This window comes from Stenotrophomonas sp. 24(2023), assembly GCF_030913365.1.
In the GTDB taxonomy this organism is placed as follows: Bacteria; Pseudomonadota; Gammaproteobacteria; order Xanthomonadales; family Xanthomonadaceae; genus Stenotrophomonas.
Genome location: NZ_CP133160.1, coordinates 4,348,344 through 4,365,264, shown reverse-complemented (window position 1 = coordinate 4,365,264; position 16,921 = coordinate 4,348,344). Strand labels below are relative to the sequence as shown.

The 16,921-nt window shown below is 70.6% G+C and carries 7 protein-coding genes; 3 read left to right on the top strand and 4 right to left on the bottom strand.

All coding sequences use genetic code 11. The features are described from left to right. The first annotated feature begins 199 nt into the window (after positions 1-199). The gene (locus Q9R17_RS19830; RefSeq protein ID WP_308156292.1) at positions 200-12,571 is read left to right on the top strand and encodes a filamentous haemagglutinin family protein; all 12,372 of its coding nucleotides are present in this window, start codon (positions 200-202) and stop codon (positions 12,569-12,571) included. Between the two features lie 174 nt (positions 12,572-12,745). On the opposite strand, the gene Q9R17_RS19825 is transcribed toward Q9R17_RS19830, so the two are convergent. The 3 genes from Q9R17_RS19825 to gspH are packed head-to-tail and all read right to left on the bottom strand — an operon-like array spanning position 12,746 to position 14,174. After that, positions 12,746-13,375: a prepilin-type N-terminal cleavage/methylation domain-containing protein gene (locus Q9R17_RS19825; RefSeq protein ID WP_308156291.1), complete on the bottom strand. Its 630-nt coding sequence runs from the start codon at positions 13,373-13,375 to the stop codon at positions 12,746-12,748. Continuing rightward, positions 13,372-13,731, bottom strand: coding sequence for a type II secretion system minor pseudopilin GspI (gene gspI, locus Q9R17_RS19820; RefSeq protein ID WP_308156290.1), 360 nt, complete (start codon positions 13,729-13,731; stop codon positions 13,372-13,374). The genes Q9R17_RS19825 and gspI overlap by 4 nt, the downstream gene beginning before the upstream one ends. Continuing rightward, positions 13,728-14,174 (bottom strand): type II secretion system minor pseudopilin GspH, encoded by a 447-nt coding sequence (gene gspH / locus Q9R17_RS19815; protein WP_308156289.1) that lies wholly within the window; start codon positions 14,172-14,174, stop codon positions 13,728-13,730. The genes gspI and gspH overlap by 4 nt, the downstream gene beginning before the upstream one ends. A gap of 115 nt (positions 14,175-14,289) precedes the next feature. On the opposite strand from gspH, the gene Q9R17_RS19810 reads away from it, so the two are divergent. Further along, positions 14,290-14,748: a hypothetical protein gene (locus tag Q9R17_RS19810; RefSeq protein WP_308156288.1), complete on the top strand. Its 459-nt coding sequence runs from the start codon at positions 14,290-14,292 to the stop codon at positions 14,746-14,748. 7 nt (positions 14,749-14,755) lie between these two features. On the opposite strand, the gene Q9R17_RS19805 is transcribed toward Q9R17_RS19810, so the two are convergent. Then, a complete protein-coding gene (locus Q9R17_RS19805) occupies positions 14,756-15,097 on the bottom strand; it encodes a hypothetical protein (protein ID WP_308158390.1) in 342 nt (113 codons plus the stop codon). 174 nt (positions 15,098-15,271) lie between these two features. Between Q9R17_RS19805 and Q9R17_RS19800 the strand changes: the two genes are divergently transcribed. Further along, entirely contained in the window at positions 15,272-16,912 is a 1,641-nt protein-coding gene (locus Q9R17_RS19800) for a ShlB/FhaC/HecB family hemolysin secretion/activation protein (RefSeq protein ID WP_308156287.1), read from the top strand. The last annotated feature ends 9 nt before the right edge of the window (positions 16,913-16,921 follow it).

Below are 16,921 nucleotides of genomic sequence, written 5' to 3'. Positions count from 1 at the left end.
GGCATCTGACAGTTGATTGCCCCATGAACGGGCGCCGGCAGCCATGCCGGCGCCCGTCTGCATTGCGGGCGGCGCAGGCCTGCAGGCCGGTGTCGGCTTCACGCGCCCTGCACCGTCTATCAGTGGCAGCGCTGCGCATTTTGCACGCGCCCCCGTATTCACCGCCCCGGCGGCGGTCCATCAGGTTGACGAGGTCCCGATGTCGCACCCGCTCACGTCCGCTGTCCGTCCTTCCGCGCGCACGCGCCGCAACCATCCGATGGCCTGGGCCATCGCCGTGGCACTGGGGACGGTGGTGGCGCCGGCCAGCCAGGCGCAGCAGGCCTTCAGCCCGGCCTGGTTCGCCGAACGTGGGGCCGCGCAGGGCGCGGCGGCACAGACCGGGCGCATGCCGACCGGTGCGCCGATCCAGTTCCAGCTGCCGGTGCAGCAGCAGGACGCTGCGCGGCAGAAGCTGCAGCAGTCCATCGACAACCTGGGCAGCGCCGCGCAGGCGATCGCCCTGCAGCAGCGCCTGCAGGAACAGGCACGGCAGGCACGCCGTGATGCGGGCTTCATCGTGGCCGACGGCCTGGGCCGGGACGGGCTGAAGGTCGATGAAAACCCGCTCACCCGCGGCTGGGCCAATGCACGCGAGGCGATCCAGTCGCAGGGCAGCGATGGCCGGGTGCAGGTCAGCATCGAGCAGACGGCGGACAAGGCGATCCTGAACTGGGAAACCTTCAACATCGGCAGCAACACCACGCTGACCTTCCTGCAGAACGCCGACTGGGCGGTGTTGAACCGGGTGAACGACCCGAACGCGCGGCCCAGCCAGATCCTGGGGCAGCTCAAGGCCGGTGGCACCGTATTCGTGGCCAACCGCAACGGCGTGATCTTCGGCAACAACAGCCAGGTGAACGTGCGCAACCTGCTGGCCGCCGCGGCGCGCATCAGCGATGGCCAGTTCCGTGACAACGGCCTGTACAGCAGCGATGCCAGCACCGCCGCGCTGAGCGAGGCATTCGGCAAGGTGGTGGTGGAGCAGGGCGCGCGCATCAGCACGCAGGTGCCCGGCACCGCCACCCGTGGCGGTGGCTATGTGCTGCTGGCCGGCCACAGCGTGGAGAATGCGGGGCAGATCGAGACGGACAAGGGCCAGACCCAGCTGGCGGCCGGCGACAGTTTCGTCATCCGCCGGGGCATGGGCACCGCCGCCAATACCAGCTCCACCACCCGGGGCAATGAAATCGCACCGCGCTTCGTGGCCGGCAGTACCGCAGGCGGCGTGCGCAATACCGGCCTGATCCTGGCGCGCGAGGGTGACATCACCCTGGCCGGACGCACGGTGGAGCAGGCCGGTGTCGCGGTAGCGACGTCCACGCTTGCCCAGCGCGGCACGGTGCACCTGCTGGCCTCGGCCAGCGACCGCCAGAGCAGCGTCAGCCTGGCCAGCGGCGCGACCACGGCGGTACTGATCGAAGACGACGGCAAGACCACCGTGCTGGACAGCCAGCGCGATGCGCTGATCAAGGAATCGGCCGAGCATGACGCGCTGCGCGCGGGCGCCAACAGCGGGACGTTCGACAACCTGTCGCGGCAGCAGGACCGGCGTGACCAGTCGCGCGTGGAGATCGTTTCCGGCGGCGACATCCACTTCCGCAGCGGTTCGCTGACGCTGGCCACGGGCGGCCAGATCATCGCCGATGCCACCGCGCGTACCGGGGTGGACGCTGGCGCGCGGGTGGATGTGTCCGGCGCGGTGGGTGTGCGCGTGGCGATGGAAAGCAACAACGTCAAGGTGAAGGTGCAGGGCAATGAACTGCGCGATTCGCCCGACAACCGTGACAGTGCCAAGCTGACCGGCAGCGAGGTCTGGATCGACCGCCGGCAGTTGATCCATGTGCCGGGTGGTACCGGTGGCCATGAGGCGGACCGCTGGTATGCCGGTGGCGGCCTGCTGGAAGTGGGCGGCTACCTGGACAACCAGGGCCATTCGATCGGTGAGTGGGCCGCGCAGGGCGGCACGGTGCTGCTGGGCGGCAACGAGGTGGTCACCCAGGCCGGCTCGCGGATCAACCTGGCCGGTGGCAGCCTGGACGTGCAGTCCGGGATGATCCAGCAGAGCTGGCTGCGCGGCGCCGATGGTGGCCTGTACCGGCTGGATGATGCGCCGGCGGAAATGCTGTTCAATGGCCTCTACAGCGGCTATGAAGTGAAGCAGGCACGCTGGGGCATCACCGAGGCCTTCCGCAATCCGCTGATCGCCGCCTCGCAGCGGGTCGAGAACGGCTATACGGTTGGCCGCGATGCTGGACGCCTGGTCGTTTCCGCACCGACCGCCGTGCTGCAGGGGCAGGTGGATACCCAGACCTTCCAGGGCACCCAGCAGGGGCGCCGCGCCGATGCCGCGCTGGACGGCTATGCGCAGGCACAGACGGCGGTGGCACGCAATGCGCAGCTGTGGCTCGGCCGCTACGACGGCAACGGGCGCAATGCCGTGTTCAATTCGGAGGTGCGGCTGGAGGGCCTGCCCAAGGACGCACCGGCGGTGTCGCTGCAGGATGCCCTGCCGGAGGCGCGACGCAATACGGTGTGGCTGGATGATGCGCAGCTCAGCGCACAGCAGTGGGGGCGCATCGACCTGGCCACGTCCGGCAGCGTGGCCGTGCAGGGCCGGCTGCGGCTGCAGGCCGGTGGCCAGTTGAACCTGTTGGGCAGCACGGTGGAGGTGGCCGGTGACATCGGCATCGTCGGGGGGCAGCTGCAGCTGGGCAATCTGCTGGACGTGGCCGGGCGACCGACCGCGCTGCTGCGCGATGGCCACAGTGCGCTGCGCATTGCCGACGGTACGCGCATCGACCTGGCCGGTGGCTGGAGCAATGCCCTGCTCGGGCCGGAGGCCGAGGCGGGCCGCGCGTGGATCGACGGTGGCAGCCTGCGCATGCGCGGCAGCCATGACGTATCGGTGGGCGACAACGTGGTGGTGAACCTCGACGCCGGCGGTGCGCTGGACGCCAAGGGCAAGGGCCGTATCGGCAAGGGCGGCAGCGCCAGCCTGCTGGCCAATGCCGGTGAGGTCACCACCGATGGCAGCGGCCGGGTACGGCTGGGCACCGGCAGCACGTTCAGCGCGCTGGGCAAGGGCAGCGGTGCGTTCACGCTGGCCACCGGCGGCAAGGTGACCATCACCGATGGCGCCGCCGCCGATGCACTGCCGTTGGGTACCGCGCTGTTCGGCAGCGGCTTCAGCCACTACGACATCAATGGCCACCAAGGGCTGGACGTGGCCGATGGCACGGTGCTGCAGGTCGCGCTGCCGGGGTTGCGGCTGGCCGATGCCGCACGCACCGCAGGCGATCGCCAGGCGGCGCTGCAGGCATGGCTGGCACCGTTGTACAGCGCCGACCCGCTGACCGGGCGGGTCAACCAGCGCGGTGGTGCCAGCATCACGTTGCGTTCGGACCGCAATTTCGTTTCCGGCGATGTGCGCATCGGCAAGGGGGCGCAGGTCGCGGTCGATCCGGGCCAGAGCATCGTGCTGCGCGGCGCGGCCGATATCCGGGTGGACGGCATGCTGCAGGCGCAGGGCGGGCGTATCGCACTGGAAGATGCGGCGGCACGCAACGCGTTGCTGCCGGGCCAGCGCAGTGAACGGACCTGGCGCATCGGCGAGGGTGCGGTGCTGGATGTGAGCGGCGATGCGGCCGCGATTGCCGAAGCCGGCACCGTGCGCGGGCAGGTTCGCAAGGGCGGGCAGATCGAGATCGGCGGTGCGCTGGACTGGGAAGGCGGGGATGCCAAGGCGCGGCAGGCGCCGGCCGCCTTCGTGGTGATCGAGCGTGGCGCCGCGCTGCGCGCGCGTGGCGCATCGGCGGCGCTGGACATCGCCGGGCAGGGGCGTACGCGCGTGGACAGCGACGGTGGCAGCATCGTGCTCAGCTCGGCCAACGCGCTGTACCTGGCGGGCGAGATGGATGCGGCGGCCGGCGGTGCCGGTGCGCGCGGGGGCACGCTCGGCCTGGCATTGCTGGGCCTGGGCTATGCCCCCACTGCGGTCAACGAGGTGCTCGCGCCGCGCTACATCGCGCTCAGCCAGCACGGGGCGGCCGCTGCCACGGCTGGGCCGCTGGCCTATGGCCATGCGGCGTTGTCGGTCGACCAGATCCAAGCGGGGGGCTTCGATCATCTGTCGCTGTTCGGCGATGTCCGCGCTGCCGGCGATGTCACGCTGCGCATGGACCAGAGCCTGCGCCTGTACGGCACCATCGGCATGCTGCCCGGGGCGGCGGCCGGCAGCCAGTTGTCGCTGCAGGCACCGTATCTGCGCTTCGCGCAGGCGCTGAAGTATGTGGACCTCACCGAGAACAAGCGCATGCCCGTGGCTGCGCCACTGGCCAGCGGCAACGGCTACCGCCTGACCACCCAGGCAGAGCTGACCGACATCCGTGATGCGAACCGCCTGGACAGCTTCGACCAGGTGGACCTGCGCAGCAGCGGTGATGTGCGCCTGCTGGCACCGGTGCTCGACCCCACCGGCGTGTCCGAACTGCTGGCCCCGGGCGTGCTGGATGTCACCGCCAGGCGGCTGTACCCGGCAACGCTGGCGCGCGGGCGGCTGGTGGCGGGGGCCACGCTGAACGACGCCAACCTCTCCGGCACGTGGACCAACCCGGACGGATTGCTGCGCATCCACGGCACCGGCGGCGCTGCGTCGGCCGCGCCGGACTCGGCCTTCGGCAGCCTGGAACTGCTGGCGGCCACCGTCCAGCAGGGCGGGGCGGTGTTCGCACCCTGGGGCCGGCTGCAGATCGGTGGCCGGGACAACAACAGCAACCGCGCCGGCACGGTCGAACTGCTGCCGGGCAGCCTCACCTCGGTCAGTGGTGCCGGCCTGCGCCTGCCCTTCGGCGGCACGGTGGACGGCGTGGGCTGGCAGTTCAACGGGGCGGCGTTCGATCCGCAGGACCTGCGCGCGCGCGGGCTGGGGCTGGAATTGATCGGCAACCGCATCGATCTGGCCGCCGGTGCGGTGCTGGACCTGTCCGGCGGCGGCGAGCTTCAGGGCGGGGCCTTCGTCAGCGGCCGGGGCGGCTCGGTGGACATCCGGCGCACCGCGCTGGCCGATGCCAATCCGCGCTATGGCTTCAGCAGCAGCGGCAGCGAGGTCTATGCGATCGTGCCGGGCAAGGTCGACGTGCAGGCGCCAGCGGGACTGGCCGACCGCACGCGCGACCCGCGCCTTGGCCAGCAGATCACCGTGCCGGCCGGTGTGCCGGGCCTGCCGCCGGGCACCTATACGCTGCTGCCGGCCAGCTTCGCGCTGCAGCCGGGGGCATTCCGTGTCGAGCTGGGCGCCACCGGTACCACCGGCGTGGCCGGTGCGGTGGCCACCGGCACCGGGTCCTGGCGCCTGTCCGGACACCAGGGGCAGGCACTGGGCGGGGCGACCTCGCCGCTGTTGACCGACCTGCTGATCACCCCGGCCGAGGTAGTGCGGCGCCATTCGGGCTACAACGAGACCAGCTACAACGCTTTCGTGCAGTCCACCGCGGAACGGCGTGGCGACATGCGCAGCTGGCAGACGGTGGATGCCGGCAACGTCACGCTGCGCTTCGGGGCAGGCGCAGGGCGTGAGGGAACGCCAGCGCTGTCGGCGGCCGGCACCATGCAGACCGGGGCCGGCACGGGCGGCCTTGGCTCGACGCTGGCCGTGGTGAGCAACAGCAGCAGCACCAGCACGCTGGAGATCATCGGCAGCGGGGGTACCGCCACGGCGGGGCTGCAGGGCGTGACCGTGCTCGACAGCGCGCTGAACGCGTTGCAGCCTGCGCGCCTGCTGGTGGGCGGCGCGCTGGCCACCAGTCCGGGCGGGTTCGGCATCGAGGGCATCGACCGCAGCGTGACGGTGCGCAGTGGCGCGACATTGCGGGCCGGTGAGGTGCTGCTGGCCGGCACCAGCGGCGGTACCGGCATCCTTGTCGAGGCCGGTGCCACGATCGACACCCTGGGCCTGCCTTCGCCCTTCGGCACGGCGCAGACACTGCCGCCGTACCTGGTGACCGGCGGCCTGCTGGCGGTGTCCAACAACCGGCTCAACGTGGTCACGGCGGGGGGCACCACCTCGGTGCCGGTGGCCATCGACATCGGTGGCTGCCGCACGCAGTGCGCCGGCGACACGCGCCTGGTATCCGATGGCAGCATCAGCATTGCCACCGATGGTGCCCTGCAGATCCGCGACGGGGTCAGCTATGGCACCCGCCAGCTGGGCCTGAGCATGTCCACGTTGAACCTGGGCAGCGCCGAGGCCATCGCCGCGGCGGCGGCGGCCGGCGGGCTGCCGCAGGGCATGACCCTCAACCAGGGCGTGCTGCAGCAGCTGCTGCGGGGCAATACGGCCATCGGCGCGCCGGCACTGGATACCCTGAGCCTGACTGCCGCCGAGGCGATCAACGTGTTCGGCAGCGTGGACCTGGATACCCGCGATTCGGCGACCGGCCACAGCAGCCTGCGCAGCCTGGTGCTGGGTGCACCGGCCATCCATGGCTATGGCGCCGCCACCGACCGGGCGCGCATCTTCGCCGATACGCTGGTGTGGGACGGCACGCGCGCGGGCAGCCAGTTGCCGGGCAGCGAGCAGACCCAGGCACCGGGCGAGGCGATGGTGGGCCGGCTGGGTAGCGGCACGCTGGACATCGTGACGCGCACCCTGGAGCTGGGGCGGGCGCCGTTCTCGCGACCCAGTTCGAGCGTGCCGGCCGACCGCCGCATCCTCGGCTTTGCCGGTGTCAACCTGACGGCCAGCGAGCGCATGCTGTTTTCCGGCAAGGGCAGCCTGGATGTCTACCAGACGCAGGGCGGTTACGTGGCCGGGGAGGGCTGGCAGTACAGCGGCGGCGCACTGGACATCACCACGCCGCTGCTGACCGGTGCGGCCGGCAGCCAGTTGGCGATGCGCACCGGCGGCACGTTTGCCCTGCACGGTGCGGGTGCGAGCACAGGCAACGACGCGCTGGGTGCCGAACTGAGCATCAAGGCGGACCGGATCAGCCTGGACAGCCAGATCGCACTGGCCTCGGGCCGGCTGGAGGCTGCTGCGCGCCAGGGGGTCACCCTGGGGGCGCATGCGGTGGTCGATGTGGCCGGGCGCAAGGTCAGCCTGTTCGATGTGGACAAGTACAGCTGGGGCGGCGACGTGCTGCTGTCGTCGACCGAGGGCGACGTGCGTGCCGATGCTGCTTCGCGCATCGACCTGTCCGCACGCAACAACCGCGGCGGCCGCCTGAGCGTCAGCGCACAGGGCGCGCAGGGAGGGCGCGTGGACCTGGCCGGTACGGTGCTGGGCAGCGCCAGCGGCCGTTACGATGCCGGTGGCACGGTGGTGCCGTACGACGCAGCGGAGCTGATCGTGCGGGCACGCCAGCTGCAGGATTTCAGCGGCCTCAACCAGCGCTTGAACAGCACCGGCGTGACCGGTGGACGGACGTTCCAGCTGGGGAAAGGCGATCTGGTGATCGGCGATGAAGTGAAGGCACGCCGCGTGGACATCAGTGTCGACGGCGGCAGCCTGCACGTGAACGGGCGCATCGACGCCAGTGGCGAGCAGGTCGGCAGCATCCGCCTGTCCGCACGCGATCTGCTGCGCGTGGACGGGGCGCTGGACGCGCACGGCAGTGGCCTGCGGGTGGACAGCTACGGCAAGATCATCGACAGCCCCAACCGCGCGACCATCGACCTGAATTCAGCCAGCGGTGGTATCGCATTGGGTGCCGGGGCGCGCATGGACCTGCGCGCGGGCACGGATGTGGCCACCGGCAGCAGGCCCGGCCAGAACGACGGCCGAGACCGTGGCACGCTGCGGTTGAACGTGCCACGTGCGGGCAGCAACGATGCGCGGGTGGATGTCGCCACGGGCGTGCGCATCACCGGCGCCGCGGACATCCAGGTCAATGGCTTCCGCACCTACGACAACGCCCCCCTGGCCAGTGCGCCGGACGTGCACGGCTACCGCCCGCAGGTGATCAACCAGCACTGGCTGGACACGGTGGTCGACCCGGACAACAGCGCCTGGATGAATGCTGCACTGGCCAATGCCGGGCTGCAGGAACGCATGGCGGCGCTGGGCAGCTACCGCCTGCGCCCCGGCGTGCAGATCGTGGCGCGCAGCAGCGCCGACAACCCACGCGGCGACCTGGTGGTGTCCGGTGACATCGATCTGTCCGGGTACCGCTATGGGCCGCAGGCGAACCGGTTCGATGCGGCGCGGCGCGGCTTCGGTGAGTCGGGCGCGCTGGTGCTGCGTGCGCAGGGTGACATCACTGTCTATGGCAGCATCAACGACGGCTTCGCGCCGCCGCCGGCCAATCCCGATGAGGGCGGCTGGGTGCTGATCGAAGGGCGCATCGGCAACGGGCCCCAGACCGCATTCGGTGGCGACCTGGTGGTGCCCAACGACGGTGTGCAGCTGCAGCCGGGCACCGAGTTCCGGCCGGGCGTCACGCTGAACTACGCGGTGCCGTTCCAGGCCACGACGCTGCCGGCGGGAACGGTGCTGCCGGCGGACATGACGCTGTCCGGCCCGCTGGTGCTGGCTGCCGGCTCGGTACTGGGAGCGTCGGTCACCACGGCCGACGGCCAGGTGCTGGCCGCCGGCACGGTGCTGCCGCAGGCGCTGACCCTGCAGGCCGGCGCACGGCTGGGCGCGGGCTTCCGCCTGCGCAGCGCGGTGGCGGTGGCGGCGCAGACCTGGCCGGCCGGTGTCGCGTTGCCGGTCGCACTGCGCCTGGCACGCGCGCTCGACCTGCGTGCCGGTTCGATCATTCCCTCGATGACCAAGGTGGAACTGGCGGGCGATGCCCCGGTGAAGCTGCGCCCGGCCGATGCCAGTGGCAACCAGGGCCGCAACTGGGCCCTGGCGGCGATGCTGCCCGAAGGCACCACCTCGTGGGACCTGACCACCGTCGCCGGCGCGGACACGGCCGCTGCCGACCCGCGCACGCGGCGCTGGGGCAGTGCCGGCAGCATCGTGCTGGCCGACAGCCACTACACCACCATCGGCACGGTGAAGGTGGTCAGCGAGTGGAAGGGGGACAAGGTCGTCAGCGAGCAGGGTTCGATCGACTACTGGGGCGACACCAGTTACGCCGGCAAGCCGGTGAAGGAGTTCCTGGAGGTGGTGGGTGGCACGGAAGACGACTTCTGTGCGGCCGGCCCCTACTGCCTGCCGGCCCCGCGCCTGGTGGACAAGCAGGGCTCGCTGGATTTCTGGGGTGACGAATCCTATGTGGGTACGTCGGCGAAGGACTTCGCCGAGATGAATGGCATGACCGAAGCGGAGTTCTGCGCGCTTGCCGTCAACTACTGTTATGGCGGCGGTTCGTTGACCGAGGTCACCACTTACGGCAAGCGCATCGGCGCACCGGCCTGGAGCGTGCTGCGCACCGGCAAGGGCGATCTGGAGCTGCTGGCCGCAGGCGATGTGGTGATGAAATCCGCGTTTGGCGTGTACACCGCCGGCGCGCCGACGCAGCTGGGGAACGGGCGCGATGCGGCGTTCAATCCGGCGCGCGCACCGGCTCCCTGGAACACCACGCTGCTGGGCAGTGCGGCGGCATCGGGTGCCTATGATGCCGCGCTGGCGACCTACCAGGCGTGGTACCCCGACCACGGCGGCAACCTGCGCGTGGAAGCCGGCCGGGACATCCTCGGTGATGTCTGGGGCGAGTCTGCCGAAGCGGGCAGCGAAGAACGCGACCGGGCCGACCATGCCAACGCGGCCGTGGGCAACTGGCTGTGGCGGCAGGGTACCGGCAGCACGTCGGGCGTGCAGGCCACCCCGACCAGCTGGTGGATCAACTTCGGCACCTACAGTTTCGTGCGCCAGGGAACCGGCAAGGCTGCGCGCATGGTGGGCTTCACCGGTTTCGGCACGCTGGGGGGCGGCAATCTCACCCTCGATGCCGGGCGCCATGCCGGCGTGCGCGATGGCATGGGCAATGCACTGGGCCACCTGTCGGCGCCGCATTCCAGCGCGATCGTGGCTGCGGTGGGCTCCACCGGGCGGGTCAGCGATGGCACGCTGCACCTGACCGGCGGTGGCGATCTGGAACTGCGCAGTGGCGGGGCACTGAACCCGGGCCTGCGCGCCACCGCCCAGCAGTCCACGGACTATGAGCAGAATCTGGATGTCAACGGCGCGCTGATCAACCTGCGCGGCAGCACCCGGGTGGAGGCGTCGCGCATTGGTGGGCTGAGCGCGGTGCAGGCCAGCTACGGCACCCTGGGCAGCCTGCGCGCCGCCGATCCGTTCAGCGCCGATACCCCGCGCGCCATGGGTGGCCCGGTGCTGGTGCTGGGGGATTCGGCCGCCACGCTGCAGGCGCGTGGCGATGTGGTGCTGGGTGGGGTGGGCGACGCCGGGCGCGTGCCGTTGGCCAACTACACCAGCGTGCTGCTGGATGATGGTCGCCGCGCCGCCGGCACCAGCTGGTTTTCGCTGTGGACCCCCGCGACCGCGCTGGACCTGTTCTCTGCCGGTGGCAACCTCAATCCCGGCCTGGTGGGCAGCCTGCATGCCGGCAGCAGCAATTTCGCGCCGGAGCTGCTGGCCCTGCAGCCTGGCCAGCCCCGCACGGACGTGGCGTACTGGCTGTATCCCTCGCGGTTCAGTGCCGTGGCCGCCCGGGGCAGCATCATGCTGTCGCGGCTCAACGGCCTGCAGAACGCGGGCCGCCAGGATGTGATCCTGCTGGCGCCCTCGGCCAGCGGCCGCCTGGACGTGCTGGCCGGTGGCTCGCTGCTGGCCGAGGACGGGGCGACCCAGATCGCCCGTTCGGGTGCCGATGGCCGCCTGCCCGGTCCGTTCGATCCGGCCTTTGCGGCCGAGATCGGCCAGGCCGGCCAACGCGAGCGCAGCAACCTGTCGGTGGATGCCACCGGCCTGGGCGGCGGTGCGTTGCCGCTGTTCGCGTTCGGCCCGAACACACCGTTGTCGGGCGCGCTCGCACTGCTGCCGGCGTCGCCCAGCCGGTTCTACGCGCTCGCAGGGGACATCATCGGCCTGGGCAGTGGCGCCCAGCGCACGCTGCAGGCCCAGGGCGCACGCACGCGGCTGGCCTGGTTCGAGGCTGCCGCCCCGGTACAGCTGCGCGCCGGCCGGGACGTGCTGGGTGTCGATGTGACCGCGCTCAACACGCAGGGCACCGACATCAGCCGCGTCGAGGCGGGGCGTGACATCGTGCGCAGCAACGTGACCGTGGCAGGCCCGGGCAACGTGGAGGTGGCCGCCGGTCGCCAGCTGCGCCAGGAAGATGGTGGCAGCGTGATCACCCTCGGCGGCATCGTGCAGGGCGATACCCGGCCGGGCGCCAGTGTCGCGCTGACCGCGGGCAACCAGCAGATCGACTACGCCGCGATGCGCGCGCGCTATCTCGACCCGGCCAACCGTGCCGACCCCGGCCAGTCGCTGGCGGCACAACCCGGCAAGGCAGTGAAGATCTATGATGAGGAACTGAAGCAGTGGCTGCTGCAGCGCTTCGGCTTCAGCGGCGACGGCACGGCCGCACTGGCGTACTTCGATGCCTTGCCGGCCGAGCAGCAGCGCCTCTTCCTGCGCCAGGTGTACTACGCCGAACTGCGCGAAGGTGGCCGCGAGTACAACGATGCCAGCGGCCCGCGCTTCGGCGCGTACCTGCGCGGCCGCGAAGCCATCGCCACGCTGATGCCCGACAAGGACGCACGCGGCAATGCCATCGACCGCAGCGGCGATATCGTGATGTATGGCGGTTCGGGGGTGCGCACCGAAGCCGGTGGCACCATCGAGCTGATGGCCCCGGGCGGGCAGATCGTGGTGGGTGTGCAGGGCGTGGCGCCACCGGCCAGTGCCGGCCTGGTAACCCAGGGCCAGGGTGACATCCGCCTGTTCAGCCAGGACAGCGTGCTGCTGGGCCTGTCGCGTGTCATGACCACCTTCGGCGGTGACGTGCTGGCGTGGTCGGAGCAGGGCGACATCAATGCCGGCCGCGGCTCGCGCACGACGCTGCTGCATACCCCGCCGCGCCGCCTGTACGACAGCTGGGGCAACGTGCGGCTGTCACCGCAGGCGCCGGCCAGCGGTGCGGGCATCGCCACGCTGAACCCGATCGCCGAGATCGCGCCGGGCGATGTGGACCTGATCGCGCCGCTGGGCACCATCGATGCCGGCGAAGCGGGCATCCGCGTGTCGGGCAACATCAACCTGGCGGCACTGCAGGTGCTCAATGCCGCCAACATCCAGGTACAGGGTGAAAGCCGCGGCCTGCCGGTGCTGGCCACGGTGAACGTCAACGCGCTGGCATCGGCCAGTGCCGCCGCCGGCAGTGCCAGCCAGGCCGCGCAGGATGTGATGCGCAAGAGCCAGGACGATGCACGACGCAACCAGCCTTCGGTGATCAGCGTGCAGGTGCTGGGCTTTGGTGGCCGCACCGGCAGCGTGGAACCGGCGGCGCAGAAGGCGCGGCCGTTCGGCAACTACGACCCGGACAGCGCGTTCCAGTTCCCGCAGGCGGCCGAGCCGCAGGCGCGGCTGGACAAAGAGGGTGCGAAGACGCAGTAACGCACGGCACCGGGCCAGCTGCCACGGAGCGGCGGCGGCCCCAGCCAGGACGGCACGGAGGGCAGGGAGCGGCCATCGGCGGTGAGGACCACCGGCAGGGGCCGCTGGGGCGCAGGAGGACGCTCCAGCGGCGGCAGGGCGGGGCAGGCGCGGTCCTGCGCCGGGAAGGCGCGGCTACAGCCCCAGTACGCGGCGGTAGCGCTGTTCGCCACGCGCATCGCGCAGCACCAGGCGCAGTTCCAGCCCGGTGGCCGGCAGCACCTCGGCGGCACCGGGCAAGGTGGCCCAGCCGGCACCGGGTTGCCAGGCGCGCACGTCGAACATCTGCACACCGCTGGCGACCTTCAGTGCCTGGGCGGTATCCGGGGCGGGCAGCGGATAGCGTGCAGACGGCGCGCCGCTGGCCCGCCACACAGCGTGCCCCTGGCGCCACCAGCGCACGCGCTGCCATTGGCCGCCTTCACTGCCGACGCTGCGGGTGATTTCCAGCGCGAAGCTGCCATCGGGATGGCGTTCGCTCACCAGTGAAGGGGGCAGCAGGCGCTGTGGCTGGTCGGCCGCACGCACGGCACCGTTCATCAGGGCATCGTCGGCACGCAGCTGGATGTCACGCTGGAACTGCTGCAGCACGCGCAACGCCGCCGCGGTTTCCGCGTCGGCTGCGCGCAGGCGCTGGTCGGCGCTGGCCACGCTGTCCAGTGCGCGCCAGCAGATCACGCTGAGCAACGCCATGAGGGTGATGGCGATCATCACTTCGATCAGGGTGAAACCCGGTGCCGGGCGTGATGGCGGCCTGCGCGTCACGGTGTTGCGGTCCAGGGCAGCTGCAGGTGGGCCAGGCGCTGCCGTGGCGCATCGCGGGCGACCACCGTCAGCTGCACCTGCCGCTGGCCATCATCGCCCTGCGCCACCTGCTGCAGGACCACGAACACGCTGCGCCCCTGCGTGCACAGGTGCCGGCCCGGCACCGGCGGTTGTCCGCCCAGGCGCAGTTCCTGCCAGTGGTCCTGCGCGCACAGCAGGGCCAGCCGCCGGTCGCGCAGGCGGCCCTGGTCATCGGTCGCCACCGCCACCGCGCGCATCACCGCCGCCAGTGCGACGGCCACGATGGCCAAGGCGATCAGCACTTCGATCAGGGTGAAGCCACGTACGCGGGTCATGGCAGCACCTGTACCTGGCCGCTGCCATCGTCGCGCAGCTGCATGCAGCGGCCGTTGCTGTCCAGCTGGAGATGCCAGGGTACGCCGATCCACTCCGGGCTCAGTTCGATGGGCGCGGCCGGCTGGGTCTTCACGGCTGTGGCCTGCCAGCGCTGCGGCTGCAACAGGTCATCGCGCTGCAGCACCTGCCAGCGGCCTGCCTCGCGGCGGCTGAAGCGATAGCCCTGTGCATCGGCCTGCCAGCGGATCGGCCGGCCGTCGATGCGGGCTTCCTCGCGCGCGGCCTGCAGGCGCTGCGCCAGCTGCTGGGCGTCCTGGCGCAGCTGCCGCTGCGGGTCCAGCAGGCTGCCCAGGCCCAGCCCGATGCCCGCGGTGCAGATGCCGATGATGACCAGCACGACCATCAGTTCCAGCAGGGTGAATCCGGGTGCGGCAGGCCGCATCGACATCGCCTCCAGTCGTCGCCGATGGCGGTAGAGCCTAGCCGGGGATGATGAAACAAAAGCGTCAGCAGCACCTGCTAGCGTGCTGCTACACGAACGTGGCAACGGTGCAGGCATGGACGGAACGCGCTGGGAACGCAATCGGGTGCTGGATATCGCCGCTGCCGCGCTGCTGCTGGCGGTGGTGACGTACTGGGCAGGCCAGCTGTGGCCGGCCCGTGCCCAGCCGGCCGGGCCACGCGTGGCGCCGGTGGTTGCCGTGGCGCGCGTGGCGGATCCTGCCGCGAGCGCGCCGCTGGTGCGCCTGCAGTCGCCCGGTGCCGTGCAGACCGAGGTCAGTGTGCTCGGCGTGCTGGCCTCGGAACGTGCGCCATTGGCCTTGCTGTCCATCAACGGTGCGCCTGCGCAGGCCTATGCACCGGGACAGGCATTGGGCCCCTCCACGCAGCTGCTGGCGATCGATGCCCATGGCGTGCAGCTGAAGCAGGCGGGGCACCGGCGCGCAATCGCCGCACCGGCGCTGCCGGCCCTGCCGACGGACGGCATCACGCCGCTGGCAGCGCCATCGCCCTGAGAGTGCTTCATCGCGCTGGCCGCTGCGGCACCACTGAGTGGCCGAACGCGTTTCCCATGCGCTGGCGGGTGCCTTCCAGGTTGTACTGCAGCATCTGGTTGCCGGGCTGGCGCATCAACCGCTCCGCTTCGGTCAGCGTGGGCTGGCGAGTGGGCGTGGAAGCGGGGGCCAGCCGTCGCTGCAGGCAATCCCAGGCAGGGGTGCGTTCGCCATCGACCTGTACTTCGATGCAGGCGGCGTGCTCGACGGGTTTCTTCGGCGTGCGCGAGGTCGCGGCCTGCTGCGCGTGCAGGGCGGGTGCAGCGAGCAAGCACGGCAGCAACAGCAGTACGGCACTCAGCGGCTTCATGGTTGTTCCCGGGCACAGGCGGTCTACCTGATTGACGTTGCCGGTGCGCCGTCTCCGCCATGCCATTGCGGCACCGGTAAATCCGCTGTCGGCTTTCATGCGCCGTGCACGTCCTGTTGATAGATCCACGCGCCGCTCCCTGGCCTTCACTACCGATACGACGCGATGCCTTCGATGATGCCTGTACACCGTGGTACCCAACCGTTGCCGGCCCACCGGCGGACGTTGGTCGTTGCGCTGGCGCTGGCCCTGCTGCCGCCCGTCGCGCTGGCACAGCAGGGCGGCGCCGCCGCTGCCGGCAGCGCACCGGCCACGGTGACCATCAATGAATACATCGTGCGTGGCAACAGCCTGCTCGATGCACGGCAGATCGAGCGCGCGGTGGAGCCGTACCTCGGGCCAGGCAGAACCCTGGCCGATGTGGAGCAGGCCCGTGATGCAGTGAACGCGCTCTACCAGAAAGCCGGCTACCAGTCGGTGTACGTGGAGCTTCCCGAACAGCAGGTCAGCGCTGGTGTGGTCCTGCTGAAAGTGCAGCAGACGCCGATCGGGCGCCTGCGCGTGGTCGGCGCGACCTACGATTCTCCCGCGCGCATCCGTGAACAGGTGCCGTCGCTGGCGGAAGGCAAGGTGCCGGATTTCGACAGGGCCCAGCAGGAACTGACGGCGCTGAACCAGGGCGGGCGCCGCCAGGTGATGCCGCTGGTGCGCGAAGGCGCACTGCCCGGCACCATGGATGTGGACCTGCAGGTGGACGATCGTTCACCCTGGCGGGCCAGCGCTGCGCTGAACAACGACCACAGCGCCGATACCGAAAAGCTGCGCCTGAGTGCCTCGCTGTCGCATGAAAATCTCTGGCAGCGCGGCCACAGCGCCACGATCGGCGTGTTCCTTGCGCCGGAGGACACCCAGCAGGCCAAAGTGTTTTCCGCGTCGTACAGTGCGCCCTTCGCGGGCACGCCGTGGAGCGTGGAAGCCTCCGGCTATGTGTCCGACAGCCGTGTACTCAACGCCGGCGGGCAGGGCGGGGCAGGCACCGGTACCAATGTCATCGGTGATGGCCACTCGATCGGCATCAAGCTCAACTACCGCCTGCCGGGCAGTGCCGCCTGGTGGCGCCAGCTCAGCCTGGGCGTGGACTTCAAGGATACGAAGGAAGACACGCAGATCGGCAACGATTCGCTGCGCACGCCGCTGAAGTACGCGCCGTTGACGCTGGGCTTCGCCGGCGTGCGCCAGGGCGACCACGACCAGACCAGCATCACCGCATCGGTGGTGGCCGGCACCCGCCGCCTGCTGGGCTATGGCAGCGATGGTGACGCGTTCTTCCAGAAGCGCTACTGGGCCGACCCCAGTTTCATGGCCTTCAAAGCCGATGTGTCCAACACGCACACCTTCGACAGTGACTGGCAGTGGCATGTACGTGGCGCGGTGCAGGTGACCGACGCGCCGCTGGTGTCGGCCGAACAGTTCGCCGCCGGTGGCATGTACACCGTGCGCGGCTACCTGTCGGCCGAAGCCATTGGCGATTACGGCGGCCTGGCCAACCTGGAATGGCGCACGCCCGCGTGGTCGCTGTGGTCGGGCAGCGACCTGCGCCTGTACACCTTCGCCGATGCCGCCTACCTGCGGCTGCGGCGCCCGCTGCCCGAACAGGCCAGCAAGTACAACCTGGCCTCGCTCGGCATCGGTGCACAGCTGCGCCTGGGCGAGCACCTGCAGCTGCGGCTGGACTACGCCTGGCCGTACAGCGATGGGCCGATCACGCGCAGGGATGACAGGCGCCTGCATTTCAACATCAGTACCAGCTACTGATGCCCACCC